Annotated in this window: 16 protein-coding genes; 12 read left to right on the top strand and 4 right to left on the bottom strand. The window is 68.7% G+C overall.

The features are described from left to right. Positions 1–43: 43 nt before the first annotated feature. Both OIC96_RS11320 and OIC96_RS11315 read left to right on the top strand, forming a co-directional pair. On the top strand, positions 44–1,141 hold the full coding sequence (locus OIC96_RS11320) for a lytic polysaccharide monooxygenase auxiliary activity family 9 protein (protein ID WP_330307966.1): 1,098 nt from the start codon (positions 44–46) through the stop codon (positions 1,139–1,141). Between the two features lie 341 nt (positions 1,142–1,482). Further along, on the top strand, positions 1,483–4,920 hold the full coding sequence (locus OIC96_RS11315; RefSeq protein ID WP_330307967.1) for a GH92 family glycosyl hydrolase: 3,438 nt from the start codon (positions 1,483–1,485) through the stop codon (positions 4,918–4,920). 68 nt (positions 4,921–4,988) lie between these two features. Here OIC96_RS11315 and OIC96_RS11310 read toward each other — a convergent pair whose 3' ends face one another. Further along, positions 4,989–8,813, bottom strand: coding sequence for a GH92 family glycosyl hydrolase (locus OIC96_RS11310; protein WP_330307968.1), 3,825 nt, complete (start codon positions 8,811–8,813; stop codon positions 4,989–4,991). A gap of 485 nt (positions 8,814–9,298) precedes the next feature. On the opposite strand from OIC96_RS11310, the gene ngcE reads away from it, so the two are divergent. The 10 genes from ngcE (at position 9,299) to OIC96_RS11260 (ending at position 23,199) form a co-directional block, all read left to right on the top strand. After that, the gene (gene ngcE / locus OIC96_RS11305; protein WP_330307969.1) at positions 9,299–10,747 is read left to right on the top strand and encodes an N-acetylglucosamine/diacetylchitobiose ABC transporter substrate-binding protein; all 1,449 of its coding nucleotides are present in this window, start codon (positions 9,299–9,301) and stop codon (positions 10,745–10,747) included. A 58-nt stretch (positions 10,748–10,805) separates the two neighbouring features. Beyond that, positions 10,806–11,738 carry a carbohydrate ABC transporter permease gene (locus OIC96_RS11300; RefSeq protein ID WP_330307970.1) on the top strand — a complete coding sequence of 311 codons (933 nt, stop codon included), beginning with the start codon at positions 10,806–10,808 and terminating at the stop codon, positions 11,736–11,738. Positions 11,739–11,755: 17 nt separating this feature from the next. Further along, entirely contained in the window at positions 11,756–12,694 is a 939-nt protein-coding gene (locus OIC96_RS11295) for a carbohydrate ABC transporter permease (RefSeq protein ID WP_330307971.1), read from the top strand. Between the two features lie 262 nt (positions 12,695–12,956). Then, positions 12,957–14,156, top strand: coding sequence for an ROK family transcriptional regulator (locus tag OIC96_RS11290; protein ID WP_330307972.1), 1,200 nt, complete (start codon positions 12,957–12,959; stop codon positions 14,154–14,156). 135 nt (positions 14,157–14,291) lie between these two features. Then, positions 14,292–15,371, top strand: coding sequence for a sugar ABC transporter substrate-binding protein (locus tag OIC96_RS11285; protein ID WP_330307973.1), 1,080 nt, complete (start codon positions 14,292–14,294; stop codon positions 15,369–15,371). A gap of 253 nt (positions 15,372–15,624) precedes the next feature. Continuing rightward, positions 15,625–16,416, top strand: a complete 792-nt coding sequence (locus tag OIC96_RS11280) for an ATP-binding cassette domain-containing protein (RefSeq protein WP_327435245.1) — start codon at positions 15,625–15,627, stop codon at positions 16,414–16,416. Then, positions 16,413–17,735, top strand: a complete 1,323-nt coding sequence (locus tag OIC96_RS11275; protein ID WP_330307974.1) for a sugar ABC transporter permease — start codon at positions 16,413–16,415, stop codon at positions 17,733–17,735. The genes OIC96_RS11280 and OIC96_RS11275 overlap by 4 nt, the downstream gene beginning before the upstream one ends. 325 nt (positions 17,736–18,060) lie before the next feature. Beyond that, positions 18,061–19,989 carry a 1-deoxy-D-xylulose-5-phosphate synthase gene (gene dxs / locus OIC96_RS11270; RefSeq protein ID WP_330307975.1) on the top strand — a complete coding sequence of 643 codons (1,929 nt, stop codon included), beginning with the start codon at positions 18,061–18,063 and terminating at the stop codon, positions 19,987–19,989. 146 nt (positions 19,990–20,135) lie between these two features. Further along, a complete protein-coding gene (locus tag OIC96_RS11265) occupies positions 20,136–21,659 on the top strand; it encodes an amino acid permease (RefSeq protein ID WP_330307976.1) in 1,524 nt (507 codons plus the stop codon). 73 nt (positions 21,660–21,732) lie between these two features. Next, positions 21,733–23,199, top strand: coding sequence for an ArnT family glycosyltransferase (locus OIC96_RS11260; RefSeq protein ID WP_330307977.1), 1,467 nt, complete (start codon positions 21,733–21,735; stop codon positions 23,197–23,199). Positions 23,200–23,431: 232 nt separating this feature from the next. Here OIC96_RS11260 and OIC96_RS11255 read toward each other — a convergent pair whose 3' ends face one another. From OIC96_RS11255 to OIC96_RS11245, 3 genes are all read right to left on the bottom strand, one after another. Beyond that, positions 23,432–23,803 (bottom strand): NTP pyrophosphohydrolase, encoded by a 372-nt coding sequence (locus tag OIC96_RS11255; RefSeq protein ID WP_330307978.1) that lies wholly within the window; start codon positions 23,801–23,803, stop codon positions 23,432–23,434. 19 nt (positions 23,804–23,822) lie between these two features. Then, entirely contained in the window at positions 23,823–25,268 is a 1,446-nt protein-coding gene (locus OIC96_RS11250) for an FG-GAP-like repeat-containing protein (protein WP_330307979.1), read from the bottom strand. 100 nt (positions 25,269–25,368) lie between these two features. Then, positions 25,369–26,352 (bottom strand): hypothetical protein, encoded by a 984-nt coding sequence (locus tag OIC96_RS11245; protein ID WP_330307980.1) that lies wholly within the window; start codon positions 26,350–26,352, stop codon positions 25,369–25,371. Between the last annotated feature and the right edge of the window lie 214 nt (positions 26,353–26,566).

Here is a 26,566-nt window from a genome sequence, read left to right as displayed (position 1 = left end):
CTCACCCAGGACGAACACGACACCCGCGAAGAGGTTATTTGTCATGCCCCCACCAAATACAACGGCCTCGACGGCCTCGGTGACTTCCCGATTACCGCTCCCCACCCGCCGCAGATCCCCACTCCTCATCCTGCTCGCCCTGTTGGCCGTGCTCCCGGCCCTCACCCTCATCGTCGCCACTGGCGGCCGGGCCGAGGCCCACGGCACCCCCATGAAGCCCGGCAGCCGCACCTTCCTGTGCTGGCAGGACGGGCTGACCGACACCGGTGAGATCAAACCCGTGAACCCGGCCTGCAAGGCGGCGCAGCAGGTGAGCGGCACGACGCCGTTCTACAACTGGTTCTCGGTGCTGCGCTCCGACGGCGCCGGCCGCACCCGCGGCTTCGTCCCGGACGGCGAGCTGTGCAGCGGCGGCAACCCCAACTTCACCGGCTTCAACCTGCCGCGGAACGACTGGCCGCTCACCCACCTCACCTCGGGCGCGACCGTCGACTTCTCGTACAACGCCTGGGCCGCGCACCCGGGTTGGTTCTACGTCTACATCACCAAGGACGGCTTCGACCCGACCAAGACGCTCACCTGGAACGACATGGAGGACCAGCCGTTCCTCACGGTCGACCACCCGCCCCTCAACGGCACCCCGGGCACGGTCGAGGCCAACTACTCCTGGAGCGGCAAGCTCCCCACCGACAAGTCGGGCCGCCACATCATCTACATGGTCTGGCAGCGCTCGGACAGCGCGGAGACCTTCTACTCCTGCTCCGACGTCGTCTTCGACGGCGGCAACGGCGAAGTGACGGGCATCCACGACCCGGGCAACCCGACCGAACCCCCGCCCGGCGTGTGCTCCGCGACCCGCCGTACGACCAACAGCTGGCCCGGCGGCTATCAGTCCGAGGTGACCGTCACCAACACCGGTGACGTGCCGATGCTCGGCTGGATGGTCGACTGGACGCTGCCGGGCGGGCAGTCGGTCGCCAGTCTGTGGAACGGTAACGCGACCTACGACGGCCAGGACGTGATGGTGCACAACGCCGACTGGAACGGGTCGCTGGATCCGGGCAAGAGCACGACGTTCGGGTACGTCGTCCAGGGCACCGGTGACGATCCGTCAACGAGCCTGCCCTGTCAGGTGGGTTGACCGCGCAAGGCTCAGGGCGGACCGGGTGGGTGATCGTACTCACCCGGTCCGCGAGCCCGGGCGGGGTCGGGGGAGGCCCGGCCCGGGATGGTGCGGCTTGTGGTGACCAGGGTGTGCGACAACGTTGTCGGATGGTCTGTACATGACTCTACCGCCTCAACGGACAACGATGTCAAGCCAGTTGACCTTCGACGGGGCGCGCGCTGCGCCAATGGGGTGTGCGCCGGTCGCGTCTCCCGTGCCGGAGGCGGTCTTCCGTGGTACCCGTGGCGCACGTTACTGTCCCTGCGGCTTGTGCGACCTGTGGTGCGCGACCCGTCCGAAGGAGGAGGGGCCGCGTCATGCGTTTCCGTCCGTCATCCGTCCTGCTGGCCGTCGCTCTGACGGTCGGCGGCGCCACCCCGGCGCTCGCCGCGACCGCCGCACCACCGGACCCAGGCGGTCCTGGGGAAGTTCAGGCACGCCCCCACGCCGCCCGGCACGCACTCTCGCCGCACCGGACGAAGGCCCAAGTAGCTCCGCTACGAGGACCTTCGTCCGGCACGCCGAGAGCACGCACCGAACGACGCGGGAACGCACCCGCTCTTCCCCAGGACCGCCTGGTCCGGGACCCCACCACATACGTCGATCCGCTCATCGGCACCAAGAACGGCGGCAATGTCTTCCCCGGCGCCGTCATGCCCTTCGGGATGCTCTCCTGGAGCCCCGAGAACACCCGCGGGGACGCCACCCGCACCGCCGCGCCCGGCGGCTACCAGTACGACGCCACCCGCATCCGGGGCTTCAGCCTCACCCACATGTCCGGCACGGGCTGCGCCGGCGGCAGCGGCGACATCCCCTTCTTCCCGTACGCCGGTGAGGTCACCTCCTCCCCGGCGAGCGACACCAAGGACGCGGTGTACGCGTCCGACTTCACGCACGCCGACGAGACCGCCGAGCCCGGCCACTACAAGGCCGGGCTGGCCTCGGGCGTGACCGCCGACCTGACGGCGACCGCGCGCACGGGCTCGGCCCGCTTCGCCTACCCGGCCGACAAGCCCGCCTCGCTGCTGATCCGCACCGCCAACTCCGAGGTCGGGTCCACGGATTCCTCCGTCACCATCGACCCGGCGACGCGCACGGTCTCCGGCTCCGTCACCTCCGGGAACTTCTGCGGCTACCTCGACCCGGAGGGCCGACGCGCCTACTACACCCTCTACTTCACCGCCCGCTTCGACCGCGACTTCAAGGCGACCGGCACCTGGCAGGACGACAGGCTGAGCCCGGGCAGCACCGAGGCCGCCGGCGGCACCGGCGGATTCGGACAGGGCGGCCGGCCCGTCGCGGGCAAGGGCGCGGGCGGCTATGTGGAGTTCGAGCCCGGCGCCGACCCGGTGAACGTCAAGGTCGGCATCTCGTACGTCAGCCGGGCGGGCGCCGAGGCCAACCTCGCGGCCGAGAACCCGCCCTCCCGGTCCTTCGCCTCGGTCCAGGACGCCGCCCACCGCGCCTGGCGCGACCGGCTCGGCGCGATCAGGGTCGGCGGTGGCAGCGACACCGACCGCACCACCTTCTACACCGCGCTCTACCACGCCCTCCTGCACCCGAACGTCATCAGCGACGCCGACCGCAGATACCGGGGCCCCGACGACAAGGTCCATGTCGTCACCCGCGGCCACCAGGCGCAGTACGGCACCTTCTCCGGCTGGGACGTCTACCGCTCCCAGGTCCAGCTGCTCACCCTCCTCAACCCGGACACCGGCTCGGACATCGCACAGTCCCTGCTCGAACTCGCCCGGCAGAACGGCGGAGTCTGGGACCGCTGGCTGCATGGCGCGAGCGGCACACACGTCATGAACGGCGACCCGTCGGCACCCGCGCTCGCGGGCATCCGGGCCTTCGGCGGCACGGACTTCGACCTGCGGGGCGCGCTGGACTCGCTCGTCACGGCGGCGACCGTGCCGACCGGGCAGGACCTCTCCGCGGCGGGCAAGCCGGTCCTGTCGGTGGGCCAGCGGCCGTCGCTCGACAAGTACCTGAAGCAGCACTACATGCCGTCCGTGTCCAACGCCTGGGGCGGCGCCGCCGAGACCCTGGAGATGTCGGGTGCGGACTTCGCGATCTCCCAACTCGCCACGGCAGCAGGGGAGAAGAAGACCGCCGCCGACTTCGCCCGCCGCTCCCAGTGGTGGCAGAACAACTTCAACATCGCGGCCGACCCGAGCGGCGGCTACGTAGCCAACCGCAAGGAGGACGGCAGCTGGGTCACCGGATTCACCCCGGCCACCGGCAACGGCTTCGTGGAGGGGACGGCGGCCCAGTACACCTGGATGGTGCAGCACGACCCCGCCGGGCTCTTCGCGGCCATGGGCGGCCGCGACAAGGCCCTCGACCGCCTCGACACCTTCTTCCACGAGGCGGACGGCAGCTGGGCCTTCACCGGCAGCGGCGGCGACAAGTCCGAGCTGGACAACGAGCCGTCGGTCAACGTGCCGTACCTGTACGACTACGCGGGTGCCCCCTACAAGACGCAGGCGACCGTCCGCGCGGCGATGAGCCGGCTGTGGTCGACGCAGCCGGGCGGCATCCCCGGCAACGACGACCTCGGCGAGATGTCGTCCTGGTACGTCTTCTCGTCCCTCGGCATGTACCCCCAGGTGCCCTCCCGCAGTGAACTCACCCTGTCCTCACCGCTGTTCCCGAGGGTGGAGATCGAGCGCCCGGGCGGCGGCGACATCGAGATCCGGGCGACGGGCGCGGCCGCCGACTCCCCGTACATCCGCTCCCTGAAGGTCAACGGCCGTACCAGCGACCGGCCGTGGCTCCCGGCCTCCTTCGTCCGGGACGGCGGCACGCTCGACTACACGCTGAGCGACACCCCCGACCAGCAGTGGGGCAGCTCCGAGGCCGCGGCCCCGCCCTCCTTCCGCGAGGGCGAGCAGCCGTACCAGATCGGCGTGGGCCCGACCACGGCCACCCTCGCCCCCGGCGGCAGCACGAAGCTCGACATCCGCGCCCTCGCCCTGAGCGGCGGCGCGGGCCCCGAGGTCCGCTTCCACGTGGACGTGCCGCAGGGCGTGACGGCGACTCCCGCCGAGGGCACGGTGACCGACGGCGCCCAGCAGATCACCCTGTCGGCCGGAGAGGCCGCCCAGCAGGGCTTCTACGACGTCTTGGTCACGGTCACCTCGGCCGACACGTCGTACGAGCAGCCGGTGGCCCTCACCGTCGCGGCCCCCGGCTCCCTCCTCGCCGCGTACAACAACACCGGCGTCTCGGACGACTCCGGTGACCACGACGAGGCCGACTACGACGGCGGAGGCTGGAGCTACTCCCGCCAGGCCCTCGCCGACGCGGGCCTCACGCCCGGCAAGCAGGGCACCGTCGACGGCCTCACCTTCACCTGGCCCGACTCCCCGACGGGCCGCCCCGACAACGCCTCGGCGACCGCCCAGACCATCGAACTCGCCACGCCCGCGACCCAGTTGTCGTTCATCGGCAGCGCGGTCAACGGCAACCAGCAGACCAAGGCGACCGTCACCTACACCGACGGCACCACCGACTCCATAGACCTCTCCTTCACCGACTGGACCGTCGGCGGCGGGGGCGGCACCGTCCAGTACGGCAACGAGACCGTGGCCAAGACCGCGTACCGCAATGTCGCGGGCGCCGACAAGGACCCGGTCGCGACCTACGTCTTCGCCACCAAGCCCTTCCAGGCCCCGCAAGGCAGGACCATCAAGAGCGTGAAGCTGCCGGACAACGCGGATCTGCACGTCTTCACCCTCGCGGTGGGCTGAACCGCACCGGCGAACGAGGGGCGGGCGCGGAGAATCTCCGCGCCCGCCCCTCTCCCATGGGGGGTACGTCAGGCCAGCAGTTCCACCTCCGCCAGCGTCGCCTCACCGTCGAGGACCAGACGGTAGTGCGCGTACGAGCCCGGGTCCGCGACCGTGAAGGCGCGGGTCTGCCGGTCCCAGGTGAACGACTCTCCGGAGCGCTGGTCGACGTCGGTCCACCGGGTGCCGTCCGACGAACCCTGGAGGGTCCATCCGGTGGGGGCCTTGGTGCGGTCCGACGATGTCAGGGTGTACTGAACTCCCTTGGCGGCAGCGGAGACCGGCAGGTCCACCGAGGTGACCGTCGCGTCCGTAGCCGACGTGTTGTCGAAGAGCGCGCCCTCGCCCTTGAGAGCGTCCGTGCGCGGCGTGGGCACCTGGTCGTCCTGGGTGATCGACACGGGCGCCGCGTTCTTGCCGGAGCCCCACGAGGACGGCTTGGCGCCCATGTCGAACTCCAGTACTCCGCCACGGGAGATGAGGGAGTGGGGGAGTGAGGTCGAGCTCCATTTCTTGCCGTTGACCCTCACACCCTGCACGTACACGTTCTTCGCGCTGTTCTTCGGGGCCTTGACCACCAGGTCCTTCCCGTTCTCCAGATGGACCGTCGCCTTGGTGAACAGCGGTGAGCCGATGGCGTAGTCGCCGCTGCCCATCACCAGCGGGTAGAAGCCGAGCGAGGAGAAGAGATACCAGGCCGACTGCTCGCCGTTGTCCTCGTCGCCGTGATAGCCCTGGCCGATCTCGCTGCCGGTGTAGAGGCGGGAGAGGACCTCACGGACGTTCTTCTGGGTCTTCCACGGCTGTCCCGCCGCGTCGTACATGTAAGTGACGTGGTGGGCCACCTGGTTGGAGTGCCCGTACATGCCCATCCGTACGTCACGGGCCTCGGTCATCTCATGGATGACCCCGCCGTACGAGCCCACGAAGTCCGGCGAGGCCGTCTCGGGTGTGGCGAAGTACGCGTCCAGCTTCTGCGCCAGCCCGCTCCGGCCGCCGTACAGGTTGGCCAGACCCCGGCTGTCCTGCGGCGCCGTGAACGCGTAGCCCCAGCCGTTCGTCTCCGTGTAGTCGTAGCCCCAGACACGCGGGTCGTACGCCGACGACTCGACCCGCCAGTCGCCCTTCTCGTCGCGGCCCTGGAAGAATCCGGCCTTCGAGTCGAAGAGGTTCACATAGTCCTGGGCACGGTTGAGGAAGTACTCCGCCTCCTCCTCGTAGTGCTTCTCGCCGGTCTTCTTGTAGAGGGCCTGGCCCATCTTCGCGATGCCGTAGTCGTTGAGGTAGCCCTCCAGCGCCCACGACAGACCCTCGTGGGTGTCGGTGCTCGTGTAGCCGAGGAACGGCGAGGTCGACATGCCCTTGCGGCCCACGCCCGACGTCGGCGGGACGACCGTCGCGTTCTTCAGGGCCGCGTCGTACGCCGACTCCGCGTCGAAGCCGACCCCCTTCACATACGCGTCCGCGAACGCCACGTCCGACGACGTACCGGTCATCAGGTCCGCGTACCCGGGGGAGGACCAGCGCGAGGTCCAGCCGCCGTCCTTGTACTGCTGCACGAACCCGTCGACCATCTCCCCGGCCTGACCGGGTGTCAGCAGGGAGTACGCCGGCCAGGTCGTCCGATAGGTGTCCCAGAAGCCGTTGTTGACGTACACCTTGCCGTCGACGATCTTCGCGCCGGTGTGGGTGGGGGTGTCCGGACCCGGCATCGGCGAGAACGGCGACGCGTACTGGTCCTTCGAACCCACCCTCTCGAAGCCGGAGTTGGGATACAGATACAGCCGGTACATGCTGGAGTACAGCGTCGTCAGCTGGTCCGGTGTCGCGCCCTCGACCTCGACCTTGCCGAGCAGCCTGTCCCACTGCTGCTGCGCCCGCGCCTTGACCGCCCCGAAGGACGTGCCGTCGGGGATCTCCTGGCGGAGGTTGTCCTTGGCCTGGTCGACGCTGATGAGGGAGGTGGCGAGGCGCAGGGTGACGGTGTGGTCCTCGGACGGCGTGAACCGCAGATAGCCCTTGACCCCGGCGGAGTCCCCGCCGGTCACCTTCGCGTCGAACACCCCGTACACGAACAGCCGCGTCGCCCCCGTCGACAGCCCGGACTTCACGTCCGAGTACCCGGTGACGATCCCGTTCTCCTTGTCGAGGGTCAGACCGGCCTGCTCGGTGACGTTGTCGAAGAGCACGCTCGCGTCCCCACCCGGATAGGTGAAGCGCAACGCCGCCGCGTGATCCGTCGGCGCCATCTCGGCCTTGAGCCCGTTCTCGAAGGTCACCCCGTAGTAGTAGGGCCGCGCGGTCTCGTTCTCGTGCCGGAAGGTGAGCGCGCGGGCGGTGCGGCCGGTGTCCGGGGTGCCGGAGGCGGCCGACGGCATCACCTGGAAGGTCTGCCGGTCGCCCATCCAGGGGCTGGGCTCATGGCTGGCGCTGAACGCCTGGATGGTCGGGAGGTTGTCCGCGTTGTTCGCGCGGGCGTAGTCGTAGAGCCAGCTCAGCGAGCCCGCGTTGGTCACCGGCGTCCAGAAGTTGAAGCCGTGCGGGACGGCCGTCGCCGGGAAGTCGTTGCCGCGCGAGAAGCCACCGCTGGAGTTGGTGCCGCGGGTGGTCAGCGCGTAGTCCGACAGATGCGCCCTGGGCTTCTCCGGAGCGACCGTCTTCAGCGACACGTCGTCCAGCCAGCCACGGAACTTCGCGGGCCCCTTCGGCGAGTCGTACGCCAGCACGATCCGGTCGACGGTCCGGCCGGCCGCGACCGAACCGATCCGCGAGACCACGTTGTTCCACTGGTTGACGTACAGCGCCTTGGCCGCGCCCTGCCCCTGCGGCGTCAGCGCGAAGCCGTGCTGGTCGGTCGGGTTCAGGCCGCTCAGCGAGGTGCCGTCCGTGAAGACCAGGTCCACGGACACGTTCGCGGCGTCGTAGTCCCGGTCACCGTCCGCCATGGACGGGAAGATCCGGTACGACAGCTCGGTGTCGCGACCGACGGCCACGTTCACGTCGAAGACCTTGTTGTACGAGTACGCCCTGCCGTCCGCCTTGTGCGTACCGGCGTAGCGCAGGGCCCGCTTGCCCGTGAAGCCCGCGCCCGCCTTCGCGGTGGGCGAGCCGCTCGGGCCGCGGTCCACCAGCGAGAGCATGTCCTTGGGCGCCGGGTCGTCGCTCGGGCCCGTCGAGAACTGGACATCGGCGAGCTGGAGGATGTCCCCGCCGTTGTTCTTGGTGACGTCGAGCCGGAAGTGCTGGTACTCGACGGGGCTCGCGATGTCGTACGACTTCGTCTGGAACCGCTCGCCGAAGGACTCGCCGGAGCGTGTGTCGAGGGTCTTCCAGTCCTTGCCGTCCGTGGAGCCCTGGAGGGTCCAGTCCTTCGGGTCGCGCTCGTCGTGGTCGTTGGCCGAGGTAAGCGCGTACGTGACCGCCTTGACCGGGGCGTCCAGGTCGAACTCCGCCCATCCGGTGGGCTCGAAGGTCAGCCACTTGGTGCTCGACTCGCCGTCGGCGAGGTTCTCCTTCACCTCGCCCGCACCGGTGTTCTCGCCGCTCGCGCGGACGTCCGTGACGTGGTCGGTGACATTGCCGGGGATGCCGGTGCTGTAACCGCCGTCGACACCGGAGGCCCGCTTTGTTCCATCCGCCGATGTATCGACGGTATTCAGCCAGTCCGGTGCGGGATCGCCGGATTCGAAAGAGGAGGCGAACTCGCGGTCGGCGACCGCCGCTTGGGCGGGAAGGGCGATCGCCGCGCCCTGCGAGGCCGCCAGGAGAGAAAGCGCTATCACCCCCAGCGCCGTTGGAGAAAGCCATCTCTGGCGGGTTGAAGAACTCCGTCTGTACCGGGTTCCGTGCTGCATGCGCGAGCACCCTCCCTGCGCCTGGACAACGTTGTCAACTTTGCTGCGCAAGGATCAGTAGGGGGTCAAGTTGTCAGTGATGTCAAGGGTGTTGGGTGTGGCATCCAGGGTGAATACGAAGCGACGAACTGCGCATTGCGTTCAATGCGGGAGGTTGGCACCTGTCGATCTTCGCTGGGGTGGTGCACAGGTGCCCCATATTTCCGGGAGGTCTCAACTCGGAAAAGACCCACCGGCAAACCTGCATTCGATCTTGCTCCGCTGGCGGGAAGTGGACTATACCTGTCGGCGTCTGCTCAGTCGTTCGACGGCCGTGGACAGGCAGGACCCAGGGGGGAAATCGGGAGGCGACGGACCGTGTCACATACACCTACCGTCGCGTCGTCCCACTGAATCCCCCACGTACAACCCCAGCTTGACCTAATCGCGGTGCCGGGGAGGATCCGGTTCACCGCCTGAGTCCTGGAGAAGGCGAGGACTTGAGCATGGGATCCACTTCCGCCGAGAACAGCAACACCGAGGGTGTCGGCCGCCGCGATCTGATCAAGCGGTCAGCGGCGCTCGGACTGATCTCCGTTCCCACGATGAGCTTCCTGTCCGCGTGTGCGAGCGGCGGAGGCGACGACAGCAACTCGGGCGACAAGGGCACCGGCAAGACCAGCAAGACCAACCCCTTCGGCCTGAAGAAGGGCGGCAAGCTCGAAGTCGTCGTCTTCAAGGGCGGTTACGGCGACGACTACGCCAAGGCGTGGGAGGCCGCGTTCGACAAGAAGTGGGGCACCACCACCGCCCACACCGGCACCCAGGAGATCACCGGCAAGCTCCAGCCGCGCTTCAACGGCGGCACCCCGCCGGACGTCGTCGACGACTCGGGCGCCCAGCAGATCAAGCTGGACGTGCTCTACAAGGCCGGCCAGCTCCTCGATCTGGCCTCGGTCCTCGACGCGCCGTCCATCGACGACCCGAGCAAGAAGGTCCGCGACACCCTGATCGCCGGCACGCTCGACCCGGGTCTCCAGGGCGGCAAGGTCGTGTCCCTGAACTACATCTACACGGTGTGGGGTCTGTGGTACTCCGGCAAGCTCTTCAAGGAGAAGGGCTGGGAGGTTCCGAAGACCTGGGACGACTTCCTCGCCATCTGCAAGGACGCCAAGTCGCAGGGCATCGGCGGCCTCGCCCACCAGGGCAAGTACCCGTACTACATCAACGTCGCCATCATGGACCTGATCGCCAAGAAGGGCGGTCTGGACGCCATGAAGGCGATCGACAACCTCGACCCCAAGGCGTTCGTCGGCAGCGACGCGGCCGCGGCGGCCATCGACGCGATCTACGAGGTCGTCGAGAAGGGCTACCTGCTGCCGGGCACCAACGGCCTGACGCACACGGAGTCCCAGACCCGCTGGAACCAGTACAAGGCCGCCTTCATCACCTGCGGTTCCTGGCTGGAGAACGAGCAGCTCAAGCAGACCCCGGCCGACTTCGACATGAAGTTCATGCCGATGCCGAGCCTGCCCGACAGCAAGCTGCCGTTCGAGGCGATCCGGGCCGGCTCCGGCGAGCCCTTCATCATCCCGGCGAAGGCCGCGAACCTCCCCCAGGCCAAGGAGTTCGTGCGCTCGATGCTCTCCAAGGAGTGGTCGACGCTCTTCGCGCAGAAGGCCAACTCGCTCACCATCCTCAAGGACGGCGTCAGCGAAGGCGTCACGCTGCGTCCCGGTACGCAGTCGACCGTTGAGGCCTCGAAGGCGGCGGGCGACAATACCTTCAACTACCTGTACCCCAACTGGTACAGCGAGATGGGTACGTCTCTGGAGAACGCGTCCAACGAGCTCATGGCCAAGCGAATTCAGCCGAAGGAATGGCTGAAGCGAGCCCAGGCGGCCGTCGACAAGGCGGCCAAGGACCCGGAGTCCAAGAAGAACCACCGCGACTGATCTCGGAAACCCGGAACACCAGGGTCACGCACACCCGGCACACCAGGGGCAGGATGCCATGCGAAAAGGGCAGTACCGGTTCGTCGCGGGGTTTCTCCTCGCACCTTTGGCGCTGTATCTGATCTTCGTGATCTGGCCTTACATACAGACCATCGGCTACTCCTTCACCGACTGGAGCGGCCAGTCCCAGAGGTTCAGTTTCGTCGGCCTGGACAATTACAAAGCGTTGTTCCAGGACGACGCGTTCATGGGAGCCATCTGGCACAACGTCCTGTTCCTGGTGTTCATCCCCGTGATCACCATCCTGCTCGCCCTGTTCTTCGCCTTCATGGTGAACGCGGGCGGGCGGGGCGGCTCCGGCGGCGTGTCGGGCGTCGCCGGCGCCGGCTTCTACAAGATCGTCTACTTCTTTCCGCAGGTCCTGTCGCTGGCGATCGTCGCGGTGCTCTTCGGAGCGCTCTACCGCAGCGACGGCGGCGGCCTGCTCAACGGCGTCCTGATCAAACTGGGCCTCGTCGACGCGAACAATCCCATCGAGTGGATGAACGAGCCCAAGCTGGTGCTCTGGTGCCTGATGGCGGTGGTCGTCTGGCACGGCGTCGGCTTCTATCTGGTGCTGTTCTCCGCCGCCATGCAGTCCATCCCGAAGGACATCTACGAGGCCGCGCTGCTCGACGGCGCGAACCGCACCCACACCTTCTTCCGGGTCACCCTGCCGCTGCTGTGGGAAACGGTGCAGACCGCCTGGGTCTATCTCGGCATCATCGCGATGGACATGTTCGTCCTCGTCTCCACGATGACCCAGGGAACGGGTTACGGCGGCGGCCCCGACCACCACAGCGACGTCATGGCGAACGTCATGATGCGCAACTTCCTCTACTTCGGAAAGAGCGGTTACGCCTGCGCCATGGGCGTCGTCATGCTCCTCCTCACCCTGGTCCTGTCCGTGGTCACGCTGCGCGCCACCCGCCGCGAGCGCATCGAGTTCTGAGCGGGAGACAGACGACTATGAGCGCACCCATCACCGAGCCGACGAAGGTCGACGGCAACGGCGTACCTCCCCAGCGGACGGTCAAGAAGGCTCCACCGCGTCCCGGCGACCGGCGCAGCGAGGGCCTCACCCTCAACGTCTTCTCGCACGGCTTCCTCGTCCTGTGGGCCGTACTGATCATCCTGCCGCTGCTCTGGCTGGTCCTGAGCTCCTTCAAGACCGACGCGCAGATCGGCGGTTCGGCCCTCGGCTGGCCCTCGAACTGGCAGCTGGACGTGTTCAGCAGGGCCTGGAACAAGGGCATCGGCGACTACTTCACCAACACCCTCATCGTGCTGGTGTTCTCCGTCCCGCTGACCATGCTCTTCGGCTCGATGGCGGCCTACGTGCTGGCCCGCTACGAGTTCCCGGGCAACCGGCTCATCTACTACTTCTTCGTCGGCGGGGCCATGTTCCCCGTCTTCCTCGCCCTCGTTCCGCTGTTCTTCATGGTCAAGCGTCTCGACATGTTGAACACGTACCAGGGTCTGATCCTGGTGTACGTCGCCTACTCGATGCCGTTCACCGTGTTCTTCATGCACGCCTTCTTCCGCACACTGCCCACGGCGGTCTTCGAGGCGGCCGTGCTCGACGGGGCCTCGCACACCCGGGCGTTCTTCCAGGTCATGCTGCCGATGGCCAAGCCCGGCCTGCTGAGCGTCGGGATCTTCAACGTGCTGGGTCAGTGGAACCAGTACATCCTGCCGTCGGTGCTGATGCAGCCCCAGAACAGTTCGGAACCGGAACGCTACGTGCTCACCCAGGGCCTCATCCAGCTCCAGCAACAGCAGGGGTACGCCACCGACCTCCCCGTCCTCTTCGCGGGCGTGACCATCGCGATGATCCCCATGCTCGTCGTGTACCTCTCCTTCCAGCGCCAGGTCCAGGCGGGCCTCACCTCGGCGACCCTCAAGTAGCACTCAGCGACCGTCGAGTAGCACCCCGACACCGCTTGCGCGTACGCCACCTCCGACCCGGGGTGGCGTACGCGTGTCCGCATGGTGACGGAAATGGAACATGACTCGGTGGTCCCGATTTCCGTCAAGGACTTGACTGCGGTAACCCGTTCAGCGGAGCTTGGAGTTCACAACTTGTAAGTGGGCCGGGCTCAGATGCCGTGACCCGGATCACACGGACGGCATCGGGGCCGTCCGGCTGAGGGCAGGAGTGGATGAGTCGATGGAGACTCCGGGGTCGCAGTCGTCGCTGCACCGAGCCAATCTTGAGCGCGTCGTACGTGCGGTGCGCCTTGCGGGTTCGCTCACGCAGGCGGAGATCGCGAGGACGACGGGCCTGTCCGCCGCGACCGTTTCCAATATCGTCCGAGAGCTCAAGGACGGCGGAACGGTCGAGGTCACACCCACTTCGGCGGGCGGTCGCAGGGCCCGCAGCGTCAGTCTGAGCGGGGACGCCGGCATCGTCATCGGGGTCGACTTCGGGCATACCCATCTGCGCGTGGCGGTCGGGAATCTCGCCCATCAGGTGCTGGCCGAGGAGTCCGAGCCACTGGATGTGGACGCCTCCGCGGCGCAGGGCTTCGACCGGGCGGAAGAGCTGGTCAGCCGCCTGATCGCGGCAACCGGCGTCGACCGTTCCAAGATCGCCGGGGTAGGTCTCGGCGTGCCGGGCCCGATCGACGTCGAGTCGGGGACCCTCGGCTCCACCGCGATCCTGCCGGGCTGGACCGGGGCGAGACCCGCCGAGGAGCTGGGGCGCCGGCTCGGAGTGCCCGTACACGTGGACAACGACGCCAACCTGGGCGCACTGGGCGAGATGGTCTGGGGCAGCGGGCGCGGGGTCAGGGACCTGGCCTACATCAAGGTCGCCAGCGGTGTCGGCTCGGGCCTGGTGATCAACGGGAAGATCTACCGCGGCCCGGGGGGCACGGCGGGGGAGATCGGGCACATCACCCTGGATGAATCCGGCCCCGTCTGCCGCTGCGGCAACCGGGGTTGCCTGGAGACCTTCGCGGCGGCGCGCTATGTCCTGCCGCTCCTCCAGTCCAGCCACGGCACCGATCTGACCATGGAAGGCGTCGTCCGGCTGGCGCGGGACGGTGACCCGGGCTGCCGTCGCGTGATCGCCGATGTCGGACGTCATATCGGCAGTGGTGTCGCAAATCTCTGCAACCTGCTGAACCCGAGCCGGGTGGTTCTCGGCGGCGATCTGGCCGAGGCCGGGGAGCTGGTTCTCGGGCCGATCAGGGAGTCCGTGGGCCGCTACGCCATCCCCAGTGCGGCACGTCAACTGACCGTTCTCCCAGGGGCACTTGGGGGCCGCGCGGAGGTGCTCGGAGCGCTCGCTCTCGCGCTCAGCGAGATGGGCGATGCGTCCCTTTTGGACGGCACGCTGACAGCAGCTGCCCCCGCGTTCACTTAGAGAACGCATAGGGCCGTTGCCATCTCGTTAAGTATTTACTTCTTGACGTCTTACCTGCGGCCGAGTTGACTTCGAGCCACCTCGGCCGCAGCGTTGCGGCCCTGTCAGGGAGGCACACCCCCAATGAACGCAACGATGCGTAGAGTCGTGATCGGTACCGCCGCGGTTTCGATGGCCCTTTCCGTGGCCGCCTGTGGCAAGGCCGGTGACAAGAGCTCTGACAGCAGCAGCTCGGACAGCAAGACCATCGGTCTTCTCCTTCCCGACAGCGTCACCACGCGCTACGAGAAGTTCGACCACCCGCTGTTCGACGCCAAGGTCAAGGCGCTGTGCTCCGACTGCAAGGTCGAGTACGCGAACGCCGCCGGTGACGCGGCCAAGCAGGCCCAGCAGGTCAGCAGCATGATCACCAAGGGCGTCAAGGTCCTCGTGATCAGCGCTCAGGACTCCGCGGCCATCAAGTCCTCGATCCAGACCGCCGTCGACAAGGGCATCAAGGTCGTTGCGTACGACCGTCTCGCCCAGGGCCCGGTCTCCGCGTACGTCTCCTTCGACAACGTGAAGGTCGGCGAGCTCCAGGGTCAGGCGCTGCTCGACTCGCTCGGCTCCAAGGCCACCACGAAGTCCAAGGTCGTCATGATCAACGGTGACGACGCCGACCCGAACGCCGGTCAGTTCAAGAAGGGCGCCCACAACGTCCTCGACGGCAAGGTCGACATCGCCTACGAGCAGTCCGGCCTCTGGAAGGACACGGTCGCCGCGCAGAAGATGTCCGCGGCCATCACCCAGCTCGGTGCCAAGAAGATCGCGGGCGTCTACTCCGCCAACGACGGCATGGCCGGTGGCATCGCCAACACCCTCAAGGGCGCCGGCATCGACGGTATCCCGCTGACGGGTCAGGACGCGGAGCTCGCGGGCATCCAGCGCATCGTCGCGGGCACCCAGTCCAGCACCGTCTACAAGGCCTTCAAGCCGGAGGCGGACGCCGCTGCCCAGCTCGCGGTCAACCTGCTCGAGGGCAAGAGCATCAAGGACCTGGCCACCCAGACGCTGACCAGCGGCTCCGGCACCAAGGTGCCTTCGCAGCTGCTGACCCCGGTGTCGGTCACCAAGGCCAACATCAAGGACACGGTCATCGCCGACAAGCTCTACACCGTCGCCGATATCTGCACCTCCGAGTACGCCAAGGCCTGCAAGGCCGCCGGCCTGCAGTAATCACTCGACACCGGCCTGCTGGAGATCGACTTCTCCAGCAGGAGGTCGAGTAAGGACCGCTCGGCGGTCCCGCGAAAACCTGTCCGACGCCTGCCCCACCTACATACCCCGCTGCGGGGTGGGCGTCGGACGGAACCGTTGCCAAGCGCAGCGGATTCGCGCATGTTCATCTTGTAAACCTTGTGCGTCTCGCACATCCCTCCGCGCCTGTCCCCCCATGCGCGGCATCCCCGCCGGTCAGGCGGCGAAGGAGATGGTTCACGTGTCCGCTACGCCCGTGCTGGCGTTGCGCGGAGTCTCCAAGCGATTCGGTGCGGTCCAGGCACTCACCGACGTCGAGCTGGAGGTCCAAGCCGGAGAAGTGGTCGCCCTGGTGGGCGACAACGGCGCAGGAAAGTCCACCCTGGTCAAGACGATCGCGGGTGTCCACCCCATCGATGAGGGCGTCATCGAGTGGGAGGGCAAGCCGGTCAGCATCAACAAGCCGCACGACGCCCAGGGACTCGGCGTCGCGACGGTCTACCAGGACCTCGCCCTGTGCGACAACCTCGATGTGGTCGGCAATCTCTACCTCGGCCGGGAGCTGCTGCGCCGCGGCGTCATCGACGAGGTGACGATGGAGCAGAAGGCTCGCGAGCTGCTGAGCACTCTGTCGATCCGCATCCCGAGCGTCCGCATCCCGATCGCGAGTCTGTCCGGTGGTCAGCGCCAGGTCGTCGCCATCGCGCGCGCCCTGATCGGCGACCCCAAGGTCGTCATCCTCGACGAGCCCACCGCCGCCCTCGGCGTCGAGCAGACCGCGCAGGTCCTCGACCTGGTCGAGCGGCTGCGTGAGCGCAACCTCGGCGTCATCCTCATCAGCCACAACATGGCCGACGTCAAGGCGGTCGCGGACACCGTCGCCGTCCTGCGGCTGGGCAAGAACAACGGCTCCTTCCCTGTGAAGAACACCAGCCACGAAGAGATCATCGCCGCCATCACGGGAGCCACGGACAACGCCGTGACCCGTCGTGCGGGGCGTCGCAGCACGGAGGCGGCAAAGTGAGCGACACGTCCAAGGTCACGAAGTCTGACCCCGAGCCGGAGCTGCGGGACACGGTGGCTCCCGCCGACGACCCCACGGCCGCGCCGGTGACCGTCGTGGACCCGCGACTGCTGGTCCGCGAAGAGGGTCTGAAGGGCTACGTCACCGAGTTCAAGCGCAAGGTGAAGGGCGGCGAGCTGGGCTCGCTGCCGGTCTTCGTCGGTCTGATCATCATCTGGACGATCTTCCAGTTGCAGAATGACCGTTTCCTCAGCGCCGACAACCTGTCCAACATCAGCTACTTCATGTCGGCCACCGGCATGCTGGCCATCGGCCTGGTGTTCGTGCTGCTGCTCGGAGAGATCGACCTCTCCGTCGGCTCGGTCAGCGGTCTGGCGTCCACGCTGTTCGCCGTCTTCGTGGTCAACCACGGCGTGAACGCGTGGCTGGCCCTGGTCCTGGCCGTCCTGACCGGTGTCGGCATCGGCGCGCTGCAGGGCTGGTTCTTCGCCAGGATCGGCGTACCGGCCTTCGTCGTGACACTGGCCGGCTTCCTCGGCTGGAACGGTCTGATGCTGTGGCTGCTCGGTTCGAGCGGCACCATCAACGTCCCGTCCGAGTCGGGCCCGGTGCACCTCCTCGGCCAGAACTCCTTCTTCATGGACCAGGCCGTCATCGGTGCCTACGTCCTGGCCGGCCTCGGCGTCCTGTCCATGCTCGTGGGCTCGTTCGGCGAGCAGCGCCGGCGCCGTGCCGCCGGTGTGCCCTTCCGGCCCACCAGCGAGATCCTCGTGCGGGTCGGCGCGCTCGCCGTGGCGTCCTTCGCCGCCGCGGTCGTGCTGAACAACGCCTCGGGTGTGTCCAACGCCCTGGTGATCTTCCTCGGGGCCCTGGTGGTCGTCGACTTCGTGCTGCGGCGCACCACGTACGGCCGGAAGATCTTCGCGGTCGGCGGTGGCATCGAGGCGGCCCGCAGGGCCGGTATCAGCGTGCCCATGGTTCGTATCACCGTGTTCGCCATCTCCGGCGGCTTCGCGGCGGTCGGCGGTATGTTCTTCGCCGGTCAGACCGCGAGCGCGACGCTGAACGCCGGTGGCGGCAACACGCTGATGCTGGCCATCGCGGCCGCGGTCATCGGTGGTACCAGCCTCTTCGGTGGACGGGGCAGTGTCTGGTCGGCCCTGCTGGGCATGCTGGTCATCCAGTCCATCCAGACCGGTCTTGACCTGCTGAACATGAACACGTCGATCCAGTACATGATCACCGGTGCGGTGCTGCTGGGTGCCGTGGTCATCGACTCGGTGTCGCGCAAGTCGCAGAAGGCTGCGGGGCGCGCATAACGCGGGGGTTTCGCGGGAGCGCCGTCGGAGTGCGGTGGGTCTGCGGCTGACCGTCCGTCGTGGCTGGTCGCGCAGTTCCCCGCGCCCCTGACGGGGCGCTGCAGTCCCGCCCGCTGAAGAGACGCGGAAATCCTGGCCCCTCTTGAACCTGTGCCCGGTACCAATGGCGGTGCCGGGCACAGTCATGTTCGGGGGCGGGGGGAACGGGTGTTCCCCTTCGTGCGACCGTTCGTGTGGCGTAGATCGCCAGGGGCGGGCCACGTGCGTAAAGGCGGAACATTAGACTCGACTAGCCCGGCAACAGCTCTACTGCAAGGAGGCACGGGTGCCGCTGCTGACCCGCATCAGGGGACCGCGTGATCTGGACCGGCTCAGCCTGGAGCAGCTGGACCAGCTGGCAGGCGAGATCAGGACCTTTCTCGTCGACGCTGTCTCCAAGACCGGCGGCCACCTCGGCCCCAACCTCGGTGTCGTGGAGCTCACCATCGCCCTGCACCGGGTCTTCGAGTCACCCAAGGACAGGGTGCTGTGGGACACGGGCCACCAGTCCTACGTCCACAAGCTGCTCACCGGCCGCCAGGACTTCTCGAAGCTGAAGATGAAGGGCGGCCTCTCCGGCTACCCCGCGCAGGCCGAGTCCGAGCACGACGTCATCGAGAACTCGCACGCCTCCACGGTCCTCGGCTGGGCCGACGGCCTGGCGAAGGCGAACGAGGTGCTCGGCAGGAACGACCACGTCGTCGCCGTCATCGGTGACGGTGCCCTCACCGGCGGTATGGCCTGGGAGGCGCTCAACAACATCGCCGACGCCAAGGACCGCCCCTTGGTGATCGTCGTCAACGACAACGAGCGGTCGTACGCGCCGACCATCGGCGGCCTCGCGAACCACCTGGCGACCCTGCGCACCACGGACGGCTACGAGCGCTTCCTGGCCCGCGGCAAGGACCTCCTGGAACGCACCCCGGTCGTCGGCAAGCCCCTCTACGAGACGCTGCACGGCGCCAAGAAGGGCCTCAAGGACTTCATCGCCCCGCAGGGCATGTTCGAGGACCTGGGCCTGAAGTACGTCGGCCCGATCGACGGCCACGACATCGAGGCCCTGGAGTCGGCGCTCGCCCGCGCCAAGCGCTTCGGCGGCCCGGTCATCGTGCACTGCCTCACCGAGAAGGGCCGCGGCTACCAGCCCGCCCTCCAGGACGAGGCGGACCGCTTCCACGGCATCGGCCCCATCCACCCCGACACGGGCCTGCCCATCAAGGCTTCCGGCGCCGACTGGACCTCCGTCTTCGGCGACGAGATGGTCGAGCTCGGCAGGGAGCGCAAGGACATCGTCGCGATCACCGCGGCGATGCTGCAGCCGGTCGGCCTGAAGAAGTTCGCGGACGCCTTCCCGAACCGCATCTACGACGTCGGCATCGCCGAGCAGCACGCCGCCGTGTCGGCGGCGGGCCTGGCCACTGGCGGACTGCACCCCGTCTTCGCCGTCTACGCGACCTTCCTCAACCGCGCCTTCGACCAGGTCCTGATGGACGTGGCCCTGCACAAGTGCGGCGTCACCTTCGTACTGGACCGCGCGGGCGTCACCGGCACCGACGGCGCCTCGCACAACGGCATGTGGGACATGTCGATCCTCCAGGTCGTCCCGGGCCTCAGGCTCGCCGCGCCGCGCGACGCCGACCAGGTCCGCGCACAGCTGCGCGAGGCCGTCGAGGTGACCGACGCGCCGACCGTGGTCCGCTTCTCCAAGGGCGCGGTCGGCCCGGCCGTGCCCGCCGTGGGCCGGATCGGCGGCATGGACGTGCTGCGCGCGCCCGGCACCGACGCCCCCGACGTCCTGCTCGTCTCCATCGGTGCGCTCGCGCCGATGTGCCTGCAGATCGCCGACCTTCTCGACAAGCAGGGCATCACCACGACGGTGGTCGACCCACGCTGGGTCAAGCCGGTCGACGAGGCCATGGCCCCGCTCGCCGAGCAGCACCGCGTGGTCGTCACCGTCGAGGACAACTCCCGCGTCGGCGGCGTCGGTTCGACGATCGCGCAGGCCCTGCGCGACGCGGGCGTCGACGTCCCGCTGCGCGACTTCGGCATCCCGCCGCGCTTCCTCGACCATGCCTCCCGCGCCGAGGTCATGACGGAGATCGGCCTGACCGCACCGGACATCGCCCGCCAGGTCACCGGCCTTGTCTCCAAGCTCGACGGCCGCTTCACGGCCCCCGCGCAGGCCGTGGACTCGGTGGAGCCCGCGCGCGACTGACGTACACCGCAGGTCCAATGGGCCGGTTTCTCCACCCCCTACGGGTGGAGAAACCGGCCCATTCGCGTGAACCCACTCATGTCGGGGCGTACGAAGCGCCCGCCCTCCCGATCATGTCGAGGACGACAAGCGTGGGAGGTACGCCCGTGAGCAGCACCCTCTTCAGAACGAAGAAGGTCGAACAGTCGATCTTGGACACTGAGGAGCCGGAGCACGCACTCAAGAAGTCGCTGTCCGCTCTGGATCTCACCGTCTTCGGCGTCGGTGTCATCATCGGCACCGGCATCTTCGTCCTCACCGGCAAGGTCGCCAAGGAGAACGCGGGCCCCGGGGTGTCCCTCGCGTTCGTCGTGGCGGGCATCGTCTGCGGTCTGGCGGCCCTCTGCTACGCGGAGTTCGCGTCCACGGTCCCGGTGGCGGGATCGGCGTACACCTTCTCGTACGCCTCGCTCGGCGAGCTGCCCGCCTGGATCATCGGCTGGGACCTGGTCCTGGAGTTCGCGCTCGGCACGGCGGTGGTCGCCGTCGGCTGGTCGGGGTATGTGCGCTCGCTGATGGACAACGCGGGCTGGCACATGCCGGTGGCGCTCAGCGGCCGGGAGGGCGCCTCGGGCTTCGGCTTCGACATCCTCGCCTCGGCCCTGGTGCTGGTGCTCACCGGCATCCTCGTGCTCGGTATGAAGCTGTCCGCGCGGGTCACCGAGGTCGTCGTCGCCATCAAGGTGACTGTCGTCCTCATTGTGATCATTGCGGGCGCCTTCTTCATCAACTCCGACAACTACAAGCCGTTCATCCCGAAGGCCCAGACGGTGGAGGCGGGCGGCAGTCTCAAGGCGCCGCTCATCCAGCTGATGTTCGGCTGGGCGCCCTCCAACTTCGGTGTGATGGGCATCTTCACCGCCGCCTCCGTGGTCTTCTTCGCCTTCATCGGATTCGACGTCGTGGCCACCGCCGCCGAGGAGACCAAGAACCCGCAGCGGGACATGCCGCGCGGCATCCTCGGCTCGCTGTTCATCTGCACCGTGCTGTACGTCGCCGTGGCCATCGTGGTGACCGGCATGCAGCACTACACCGAGCTGTCCGTGGACGCCCCGCTCGCCGATGCCTTCAAGGCCATCGGGCACCCCTGGTACGCGGGCGTGATCAGCTTCGGCGCCGCCGTCGGCCTGACCACCGTCTGCATGATCCTGCTTCTCGGCCAGACCCGGGTGTTCTTCGCGATGAGCCGTGACGGACTGCTGCCGCGCTTCTTCTCCCACGTCCACCCCCGCTTCAAGACCCCCCACCGGCCGACGATCCTGCTCGGTGTGATCATCGCGGTCCTGGCCGGCTTCACCAGCCTCAGCGAACTCGCCGAACTGGTGAACATCGGCACGCTCTTCGCCTTCGTCGTCGTCGCCCTGGGCGTGATCATCCTCCGCCGTACCCGCCCCGACCTGCACCGCTCCTTCCGTACGCCGTGGGTGCCGTTCCTCCCGATCGTGTCCGTCCTCGCCATCCTGTGGCTGATGCTGAACCTGCCCTCCGAGACCTGGCTCCGGTTCGTCATCTGGATGGTGATCGGCATCGTCGTCTACTTCCTGTACGGGCGCTCGCACAGCCGTCTCGGCCGGCAAGAGGAGACGACGGTGGGCGAGGTGCTGAAGGGGCGGCACCATGAATCCGAGTAATCGGCCCAGTTGACGCTCCGGCCCCGTATGTCCCGCTTCGGTGGAGACTGCGGGGCCGGATAGCGTGCACCGTATGCTCGCCGAGCTCCTGGAATCATCACGCCCCGTAGTCAAGTCGCCGGCATCGGACCACGGCTACTGGAGACGGGTCCTGCCCGTGCTGACGGTGCTCGCCTGCGTCACCCGCGCCCCCTCCTTCATACGGCCGCTGTGGAACCCGGACGAGGGCTATCTCGCCGTACAGGCGCGGATGCTGGCGCACGGGGGAGAGCTGTACGAGACGGTCGTCGACCGCAAGCCGCCGCTCGTGCCGTGGCTGTACGAGGCGGCGTTCGCGGTGTGCGGCTCCGGCTCGCTCACTTCCGTGCGGGTTCTCGCGGTGCTGGCCCAGCTGTCCACCGCCGTGCTGCTGGCGTCCCTGGCCCGGCGCCGCTGGGGCGGGGCGGCCGGGTGCACGGCGGGCGTGCTGTATCTGCTGGCCTCCATCGGGCTCAACCCCGAGGATGCGCAGGCCGCGACGTTCGAGGTCTTCATGCTCCCGTGCACGGCCGCGGCGATGTGGTGCGCGGACCGGCGCCGCTGGGGTGCGGCCGGACTCGCCGTCGCCTGCGCGTTCCTGGCCAAACAGACGGGCGGGGCGGTGCTGGTGCCGGTGGTGTGGCTGCTCTGGCAGTCCGGGGCGCCGCCCCGAAACGCCCTGGTACGGCTGGGAGTCGGGGCCGTCCTCCCGGTCCTCTGCGCGGCGCAGCTCACCGACCCCGCGGGTTTCCTGTTCTGGACGGTCACCGGATCGGGCGCGTACGCCTCCTTCACCGGGTCCGAACTCCATGTCCTCGCACGGGGGTTGACCAACGCGGCGATCCTGGCGGTGGCCTGCGCGGGCCTGATCCCTCCGGTCGTACGGGTGCTGCGCATCGCCCGTACCGGATCGGCGGAGCTGTGGCTGTGGCTGGCCTCGTCGGCGGTGGCGGTCGCCCTGGGCTTCCACTTCTTCGGCCACTACTACCTTCAACTCATCCCGCCGGTGGCCCTGTTGGCGACGGCGGCGCTGCAGATCCTGCCCCGCGACCGAATGGTGACCGCGCTGCTCACCTCGGCCTGCTGCTGCACCCTGTTCCTGGCCTGGGGGCTGCTCGCGCCGCGCCCCGAACTCGCCCACGCGCAGCGCCTCGCGGACGCGCTCGCCCATCGCACGGATCCCGGTGACCGGGTCCTGGTCTGGGGCATACACCCGGAGACGTACTGGCTCGCCGACCGCGCCCCCGCCAGTCGCTACCTGACCGCCGGCCTCCTCACCAACTACAGCGGCGGCCGCAACGGTCCCCAAGTCGGCGAGAAATACGCCGTCGAGGGTGCCTGGCCCGTCTTCCGCGAGGAGATGACCACCCACCCGCCCGCCCTCGTCATCGACGACTCCACCGACCAGCCCTACGCCCCGGACCGTGTCCCGTCCCTCCGCCGGCTGCTCGCCGCGGGGTATGAGCAGGCGGGGGTGGTGGACGGCGCGACCTTGTACACACGAACACCGCCCGCCGACTGAGGGCCCGTCTTCGCCCCCGCCGCCCCTACCCGTCCCATCCCTGGGGGCTGCGCCCCCAGACCCCCGCTAAAAGATTGCGCAGTTCCCCGCGCCCCTTTTAGGGGCGCGGGGAACTGCGCAATCCTTTAGATCAGCCCCCACCCGCCCGCAGCCGAAACACAACCGAACGGGGTCGAAGGGGCGGAGCCCCTGGGGGATGGGACGGGTAGGGGCGGCGGGGGCGAGGAACGGCTCATGCGTCACCGCGTGCGGCCCGCGGCCCCGTGACCTCCGCCCCCAGCTCACCCACCCGGCCCCGAAGCTCACGGTCCGCCGTGATGACGAGGACGGAACGGTCGCCGGCCTCGGCGACCAGTTCCACGATCTTGTCGTCGCCGCTGCGGGGCGCGGCGACGACGCGTACACCCGGGACGGACTCCACACCCTTGGCCGCGCCCTCCACCACGAGGACGAGCTCAACGGGGGAGGAGCGCCCGGGAAGACCGTCCCGGGCGAGCCGGTCACGGAGGCGCTCCGCGGCTCCACGCCGGTCCCGCCACCACCCATCGGGCACGGAACCGACAACATTCGCACCGTCGACGATCACGAGCAAGGGGCTGGCCATGGCCCAAGAATCGCACGGCTCAGCGGCTGAAGTCCTCGCCGAAGTGGGCAGCGCCCGACGGCCCGGAGAGCGCGGAGAGGTTGAAGCTGGTGCTGCCCGTTCCGGTGACGCCCCCGGCGGTGGCAGGCAGCCGCCAGACGCGGCCCTTCCAGCCGTCCTCGCCGTTCCCGCCGACCAGGAGCTCACCCGCGGCCACGTGCACCGCCGCACCGAAGTGGTCCAGCACCTCCGACGTACTCGGCACGCCCTTGGTGTTCTGCGTGAGCACCTGGGCACCCGTGGTGGTGACACCCTGCGGACCGCCGCGCAGCACGGTGACCGCTCCCGCCCGGAACGTGCCCTCGGCGTCGCTGCCGGTCTCGAACGGCGTGCCGATGACCAGGTCCGCGTAGCCGTCGCCGTTCGTGTCGCCCAGGGCGACGCTGTCGCCGAACCGGTCGTCCTTCTCGTCGGTCCCCGGTACTCCGGCGGTGGCCTGCGTGATGGTTCGTGCCGCCCGGGTCGTGCTGAGGCCCTTCGGACCGCCGTACGTCACATAGACGGCACCGCCGGGCGCCGCGGCCGTCCCCGCGTCGCCGTTCCCGCCGACGAAGTCCTGGTAGCCGTCGTGGTCGAGGTCGCCGAACGCGCCCGTGCCGGTGGCCTTGATGGTTCCGGCGTCGGTGAGACCCGCCGCCGAGCCCACGTAGAGGCGCCCGGTCGAGGCGAAGTCCCGCGTGTTGCCGCTGGTCACGATGTCGGCCACGCCGTCACCGGTCATGTCGCCCACGAACACGGCGCCGGGCGCGTACCCGGCGTCCTTCGTCACGGTGTCGCGGAACCCGATGCGCGCGGGGGCGCCCGTCCGGTCGAACGGGCCGTAGTACACGGCCAGGCCCCACGCGCCGTCCGCCTGGGCGGGCGCGGCCACGTCCGCCGTGCCGTCGCCGTCGATGTCACCGACGTCCGCCTGGTAGTTGAACAGCCACGGGGAAGTCGCCGTACCCTCGCCGCCCTCACCCGCGGGCAGTTGGCCGGCGCCGCTCAGCCCGTCCGCGCCGCCCCACAGGACCGTCCAGTGGGAGCCGTAGCGGATGAGAAGGTCGTCGTGGCCGTCGCCGTTCAGATCGCCGTTGCCGCCGAGGTGGCCCCAGCGCCGTTCGGCGGTCGGGTCGCCGGGCACACCGTCGGTCGCCTGCGTGATGATCTGGCGGTGCGCGGTGTCGTATCCGCCGGCGGAGCCGTAGACCACGGTCACCGCCCCGGCCTGCTTGAGTCCGTTGACCGTGGCGGTGGGCGCGGTGATCGCGAGATCGGGCAGGCCGTCACCGTTGAAGTCCGAGGTGAGGTCCGACGAGGCGCTGTCGGGCGCGGCCGGAGCGGCGGTCGCGGCGCCGGGAGTCAGTCCGATCACACCGAGAACCGTGGCCGCCGACAGGGCCACGGCCGCGGCGGAACGGGTGTGGGCGCGGGTGCGGGTGGTCATCCAGGTTCCCCCTGTGTCACTTTCGCATCAGTGGACGCTCGCGTTCGAACATCCAGTGAACAGACCGCTCGGTGATCAGAAGGTTGTACGCCGGACCGGCTCAGGCACGCTTCGTCCAGCGTTCGGTGATCGTGTCCACGGCGGCCGCCGCTTCGGCGAGGCGCCGGTCGTCCGCGCGCACGGAGCGGGCGAACTCGATGTGCAGGAACGGCACGTGCTCCGCGGCGGCCTTGCGGCCCTGGACGTTGTCGTGGCCCTCCAGCGGGCAGGAACGGACCCAGGCGCGGCACACCGAGAAGTCCCGCGCGCCGAGCGCGGTGGCGAGCCGGCGGCCGTCGGCGCGGCCCTCCGTGCCCTGTCCGGTGGAGGCGACGACATCGTGGCCGGGGACGGAGTCGTCGGCGAAGCCGTGCAGCTGGATGCCGGGCAGCCGCCGTTCGGCCAACTCGTCGCACACGGCGTCGAAGACGGAGTCACGGCGGTGCGCCATGTCGGCGGCGTCGCCCTCCCCGGCTCTGCGGTGCGCGCCCGCGAGAACCAGCACCCCGCCGGGCGAGCCGAGCAGCACCCGGGCGCCGAGCCGTTCGGTCTCCGCGTCGGCGACGGGGTGCGGCACCTGCACCGACCAGCGGACCGGGGCGGACAGGTCGATGTAGACACGGCCCCAGCCGCGCGGCGCGGTGCTCGCCTCCGTGCGGTCGGACAGCTCCGCGTACCGGCGTCCGGTGGTGGAGTCCGTGAGCGTACGCAGCTGGAAGTCGATGTCGGAGAGCAGTGTGCGGGCACGGTCGGGGTGGCCGTCGAGGATCTGGCCCACGGCGTCGGCGACCGCCTGCCGTTCGGAGCGGTGCGGCTCGCGGTACCCGGTGTCCGGGCCGAACCCGGCGGTGTAGTCGGTGATCCGCCGTTCCAGGCGGACGCCCGCGGGAGTGGCGGCGCCGGTCCGGTCCGGGGACGGGCCGTCCCCGCGCGCCTGGTTCGCGCGGCCGAATCCGTACGCGACGATCCCGGCCGCGAGCACGCCGAGCACCACGACCGCCGCCGCCAGGCTGATCGACTTCGCGCTGTTCACGTTCACTCTCATGGCCGCACCCAAGATAGTCACAGGGCAGGCACAGGGATCACGGGGGCCCGCACGGTGGGCCGAATGCGGTGGACCGGGTGCGGTGGGCTGGAGTGAAGCATGGGAGGCAAAGACTCCGTATGCCCAGATGTGATCGATGTCAATCAGAGTTTCCTCAATGTTTCCTGAGCGTGTGCAACCCTTTTCTTAGTTAAACGGTCTGAACTGACCGAGT

It is taken from the genome of Streptomyces sp. NBC_00775, assembly GCF_036347135.1.
GTDB lineage: Bacteria > Actinomycetota > Actinomycetes > Streptomycetales > Streptomycetaceae > Streptomyces > Streptomyces lutosisoli.
This window is presented reverse-complemented; position numbering and strand designations above follow the sequence as displayed.

Excerpts from the sequence above, each read along its gene's own strand:
- OIC96_RS11320 (WP_330307966.1), top strand. The coding sequence starts at position 44 with ATGCCCCCACCAAATACAACGGCCTCGACGGCCTCGGTGACTTCCCGA.
- OIC96_RS11315 (WP_330307967.1), top strand. The coding sequence starts at position 1,483 with ATGCGTTTCCGTCCGTCATCCGTCCTGCTGGCCGTCGCTCTGACGGTC.
- OIC96_RS11310 (WP_330307968.1), bottom strand. The coding sequence starts at position 8,813 with ATGCAGCACGGAACCCGGTACAGACGGAGTTCTTCAACCCGCCAGAGA.
- ngcE (WP_330307969.1), top strand. The coding sequence starts at position 9,299 with ATGGGATCCACTTCCGCCGAGAACAGCAACACCGAGGGTGTCGGCCGC.
- OIC96_RS11300 (WP_330307970.1), top strand. The coding sequence starts at position 10,806 with ATGCGAAAAGGGCAGTACCGGTTCGTCGCGGGGTTTCTCCTCGCACCT.
- OIC96_RS11295 (WP_330307971.1), top strand. The coding sequence starts at position 11,756 with ATGAGCGCACCCATCACCGAGCCGACGAAGGTCGACGGCAACGGCGTA.
- OIC96_RS11290 (WP_330307972.1), top strand. The coding sequence starts at position 12,957 with ATGGAGACTCCGGGGTCGCAGTCGTCGCTGCACCGAGCCAATCTTGAG.
- OIC96_RS11285 (WP_330307973.1), top strand. The coding sequence starts at position 14,292 with ATGCGTAGAGTCGTGATCGGTACCGCCGCGGTTTCGATGGCCCTTTCC.
- OIC96_RS11280 (WP_327435245.1), top strand. The coding sequence starts at position 15,625 with ATGGTTCACGTGTCCGCTACGCCCGTGCTGGCGTTGCGCGGAGTCTCC.
- OIC96_RS11260 (WP_330307977.1), top strand. The coding sequence starts at position 21,733 with ATGCTCGCCGAGCTCCTGGAATCATCACGCCCCGTAGTCAAGTCGCCG.
- OIC96_RS11255 (WP_330307978.1), bottom strand. The coding sequence starts at position 23,803 with ATGGCCAGCCCCTTGCTCGTGATCGTCGACGGTGCGAATGTTGTCGGT.
- OIC96_RS11250 (WP_330307979.1), bottom strand. The coding sequence starts at position 25,268 with ATGACCACCCGCACCCGCGCCCACACCCGTTCCGCCGCGGCCGTGGCC.
- OIC96_RS11245 (WP_330307980.1), bottom strand. The coding sequence starts at position 26,352 with ATGAGAGTGAACGTGAACAGCGCGAAGTCGATCAGCCTGGCGGCGGCG.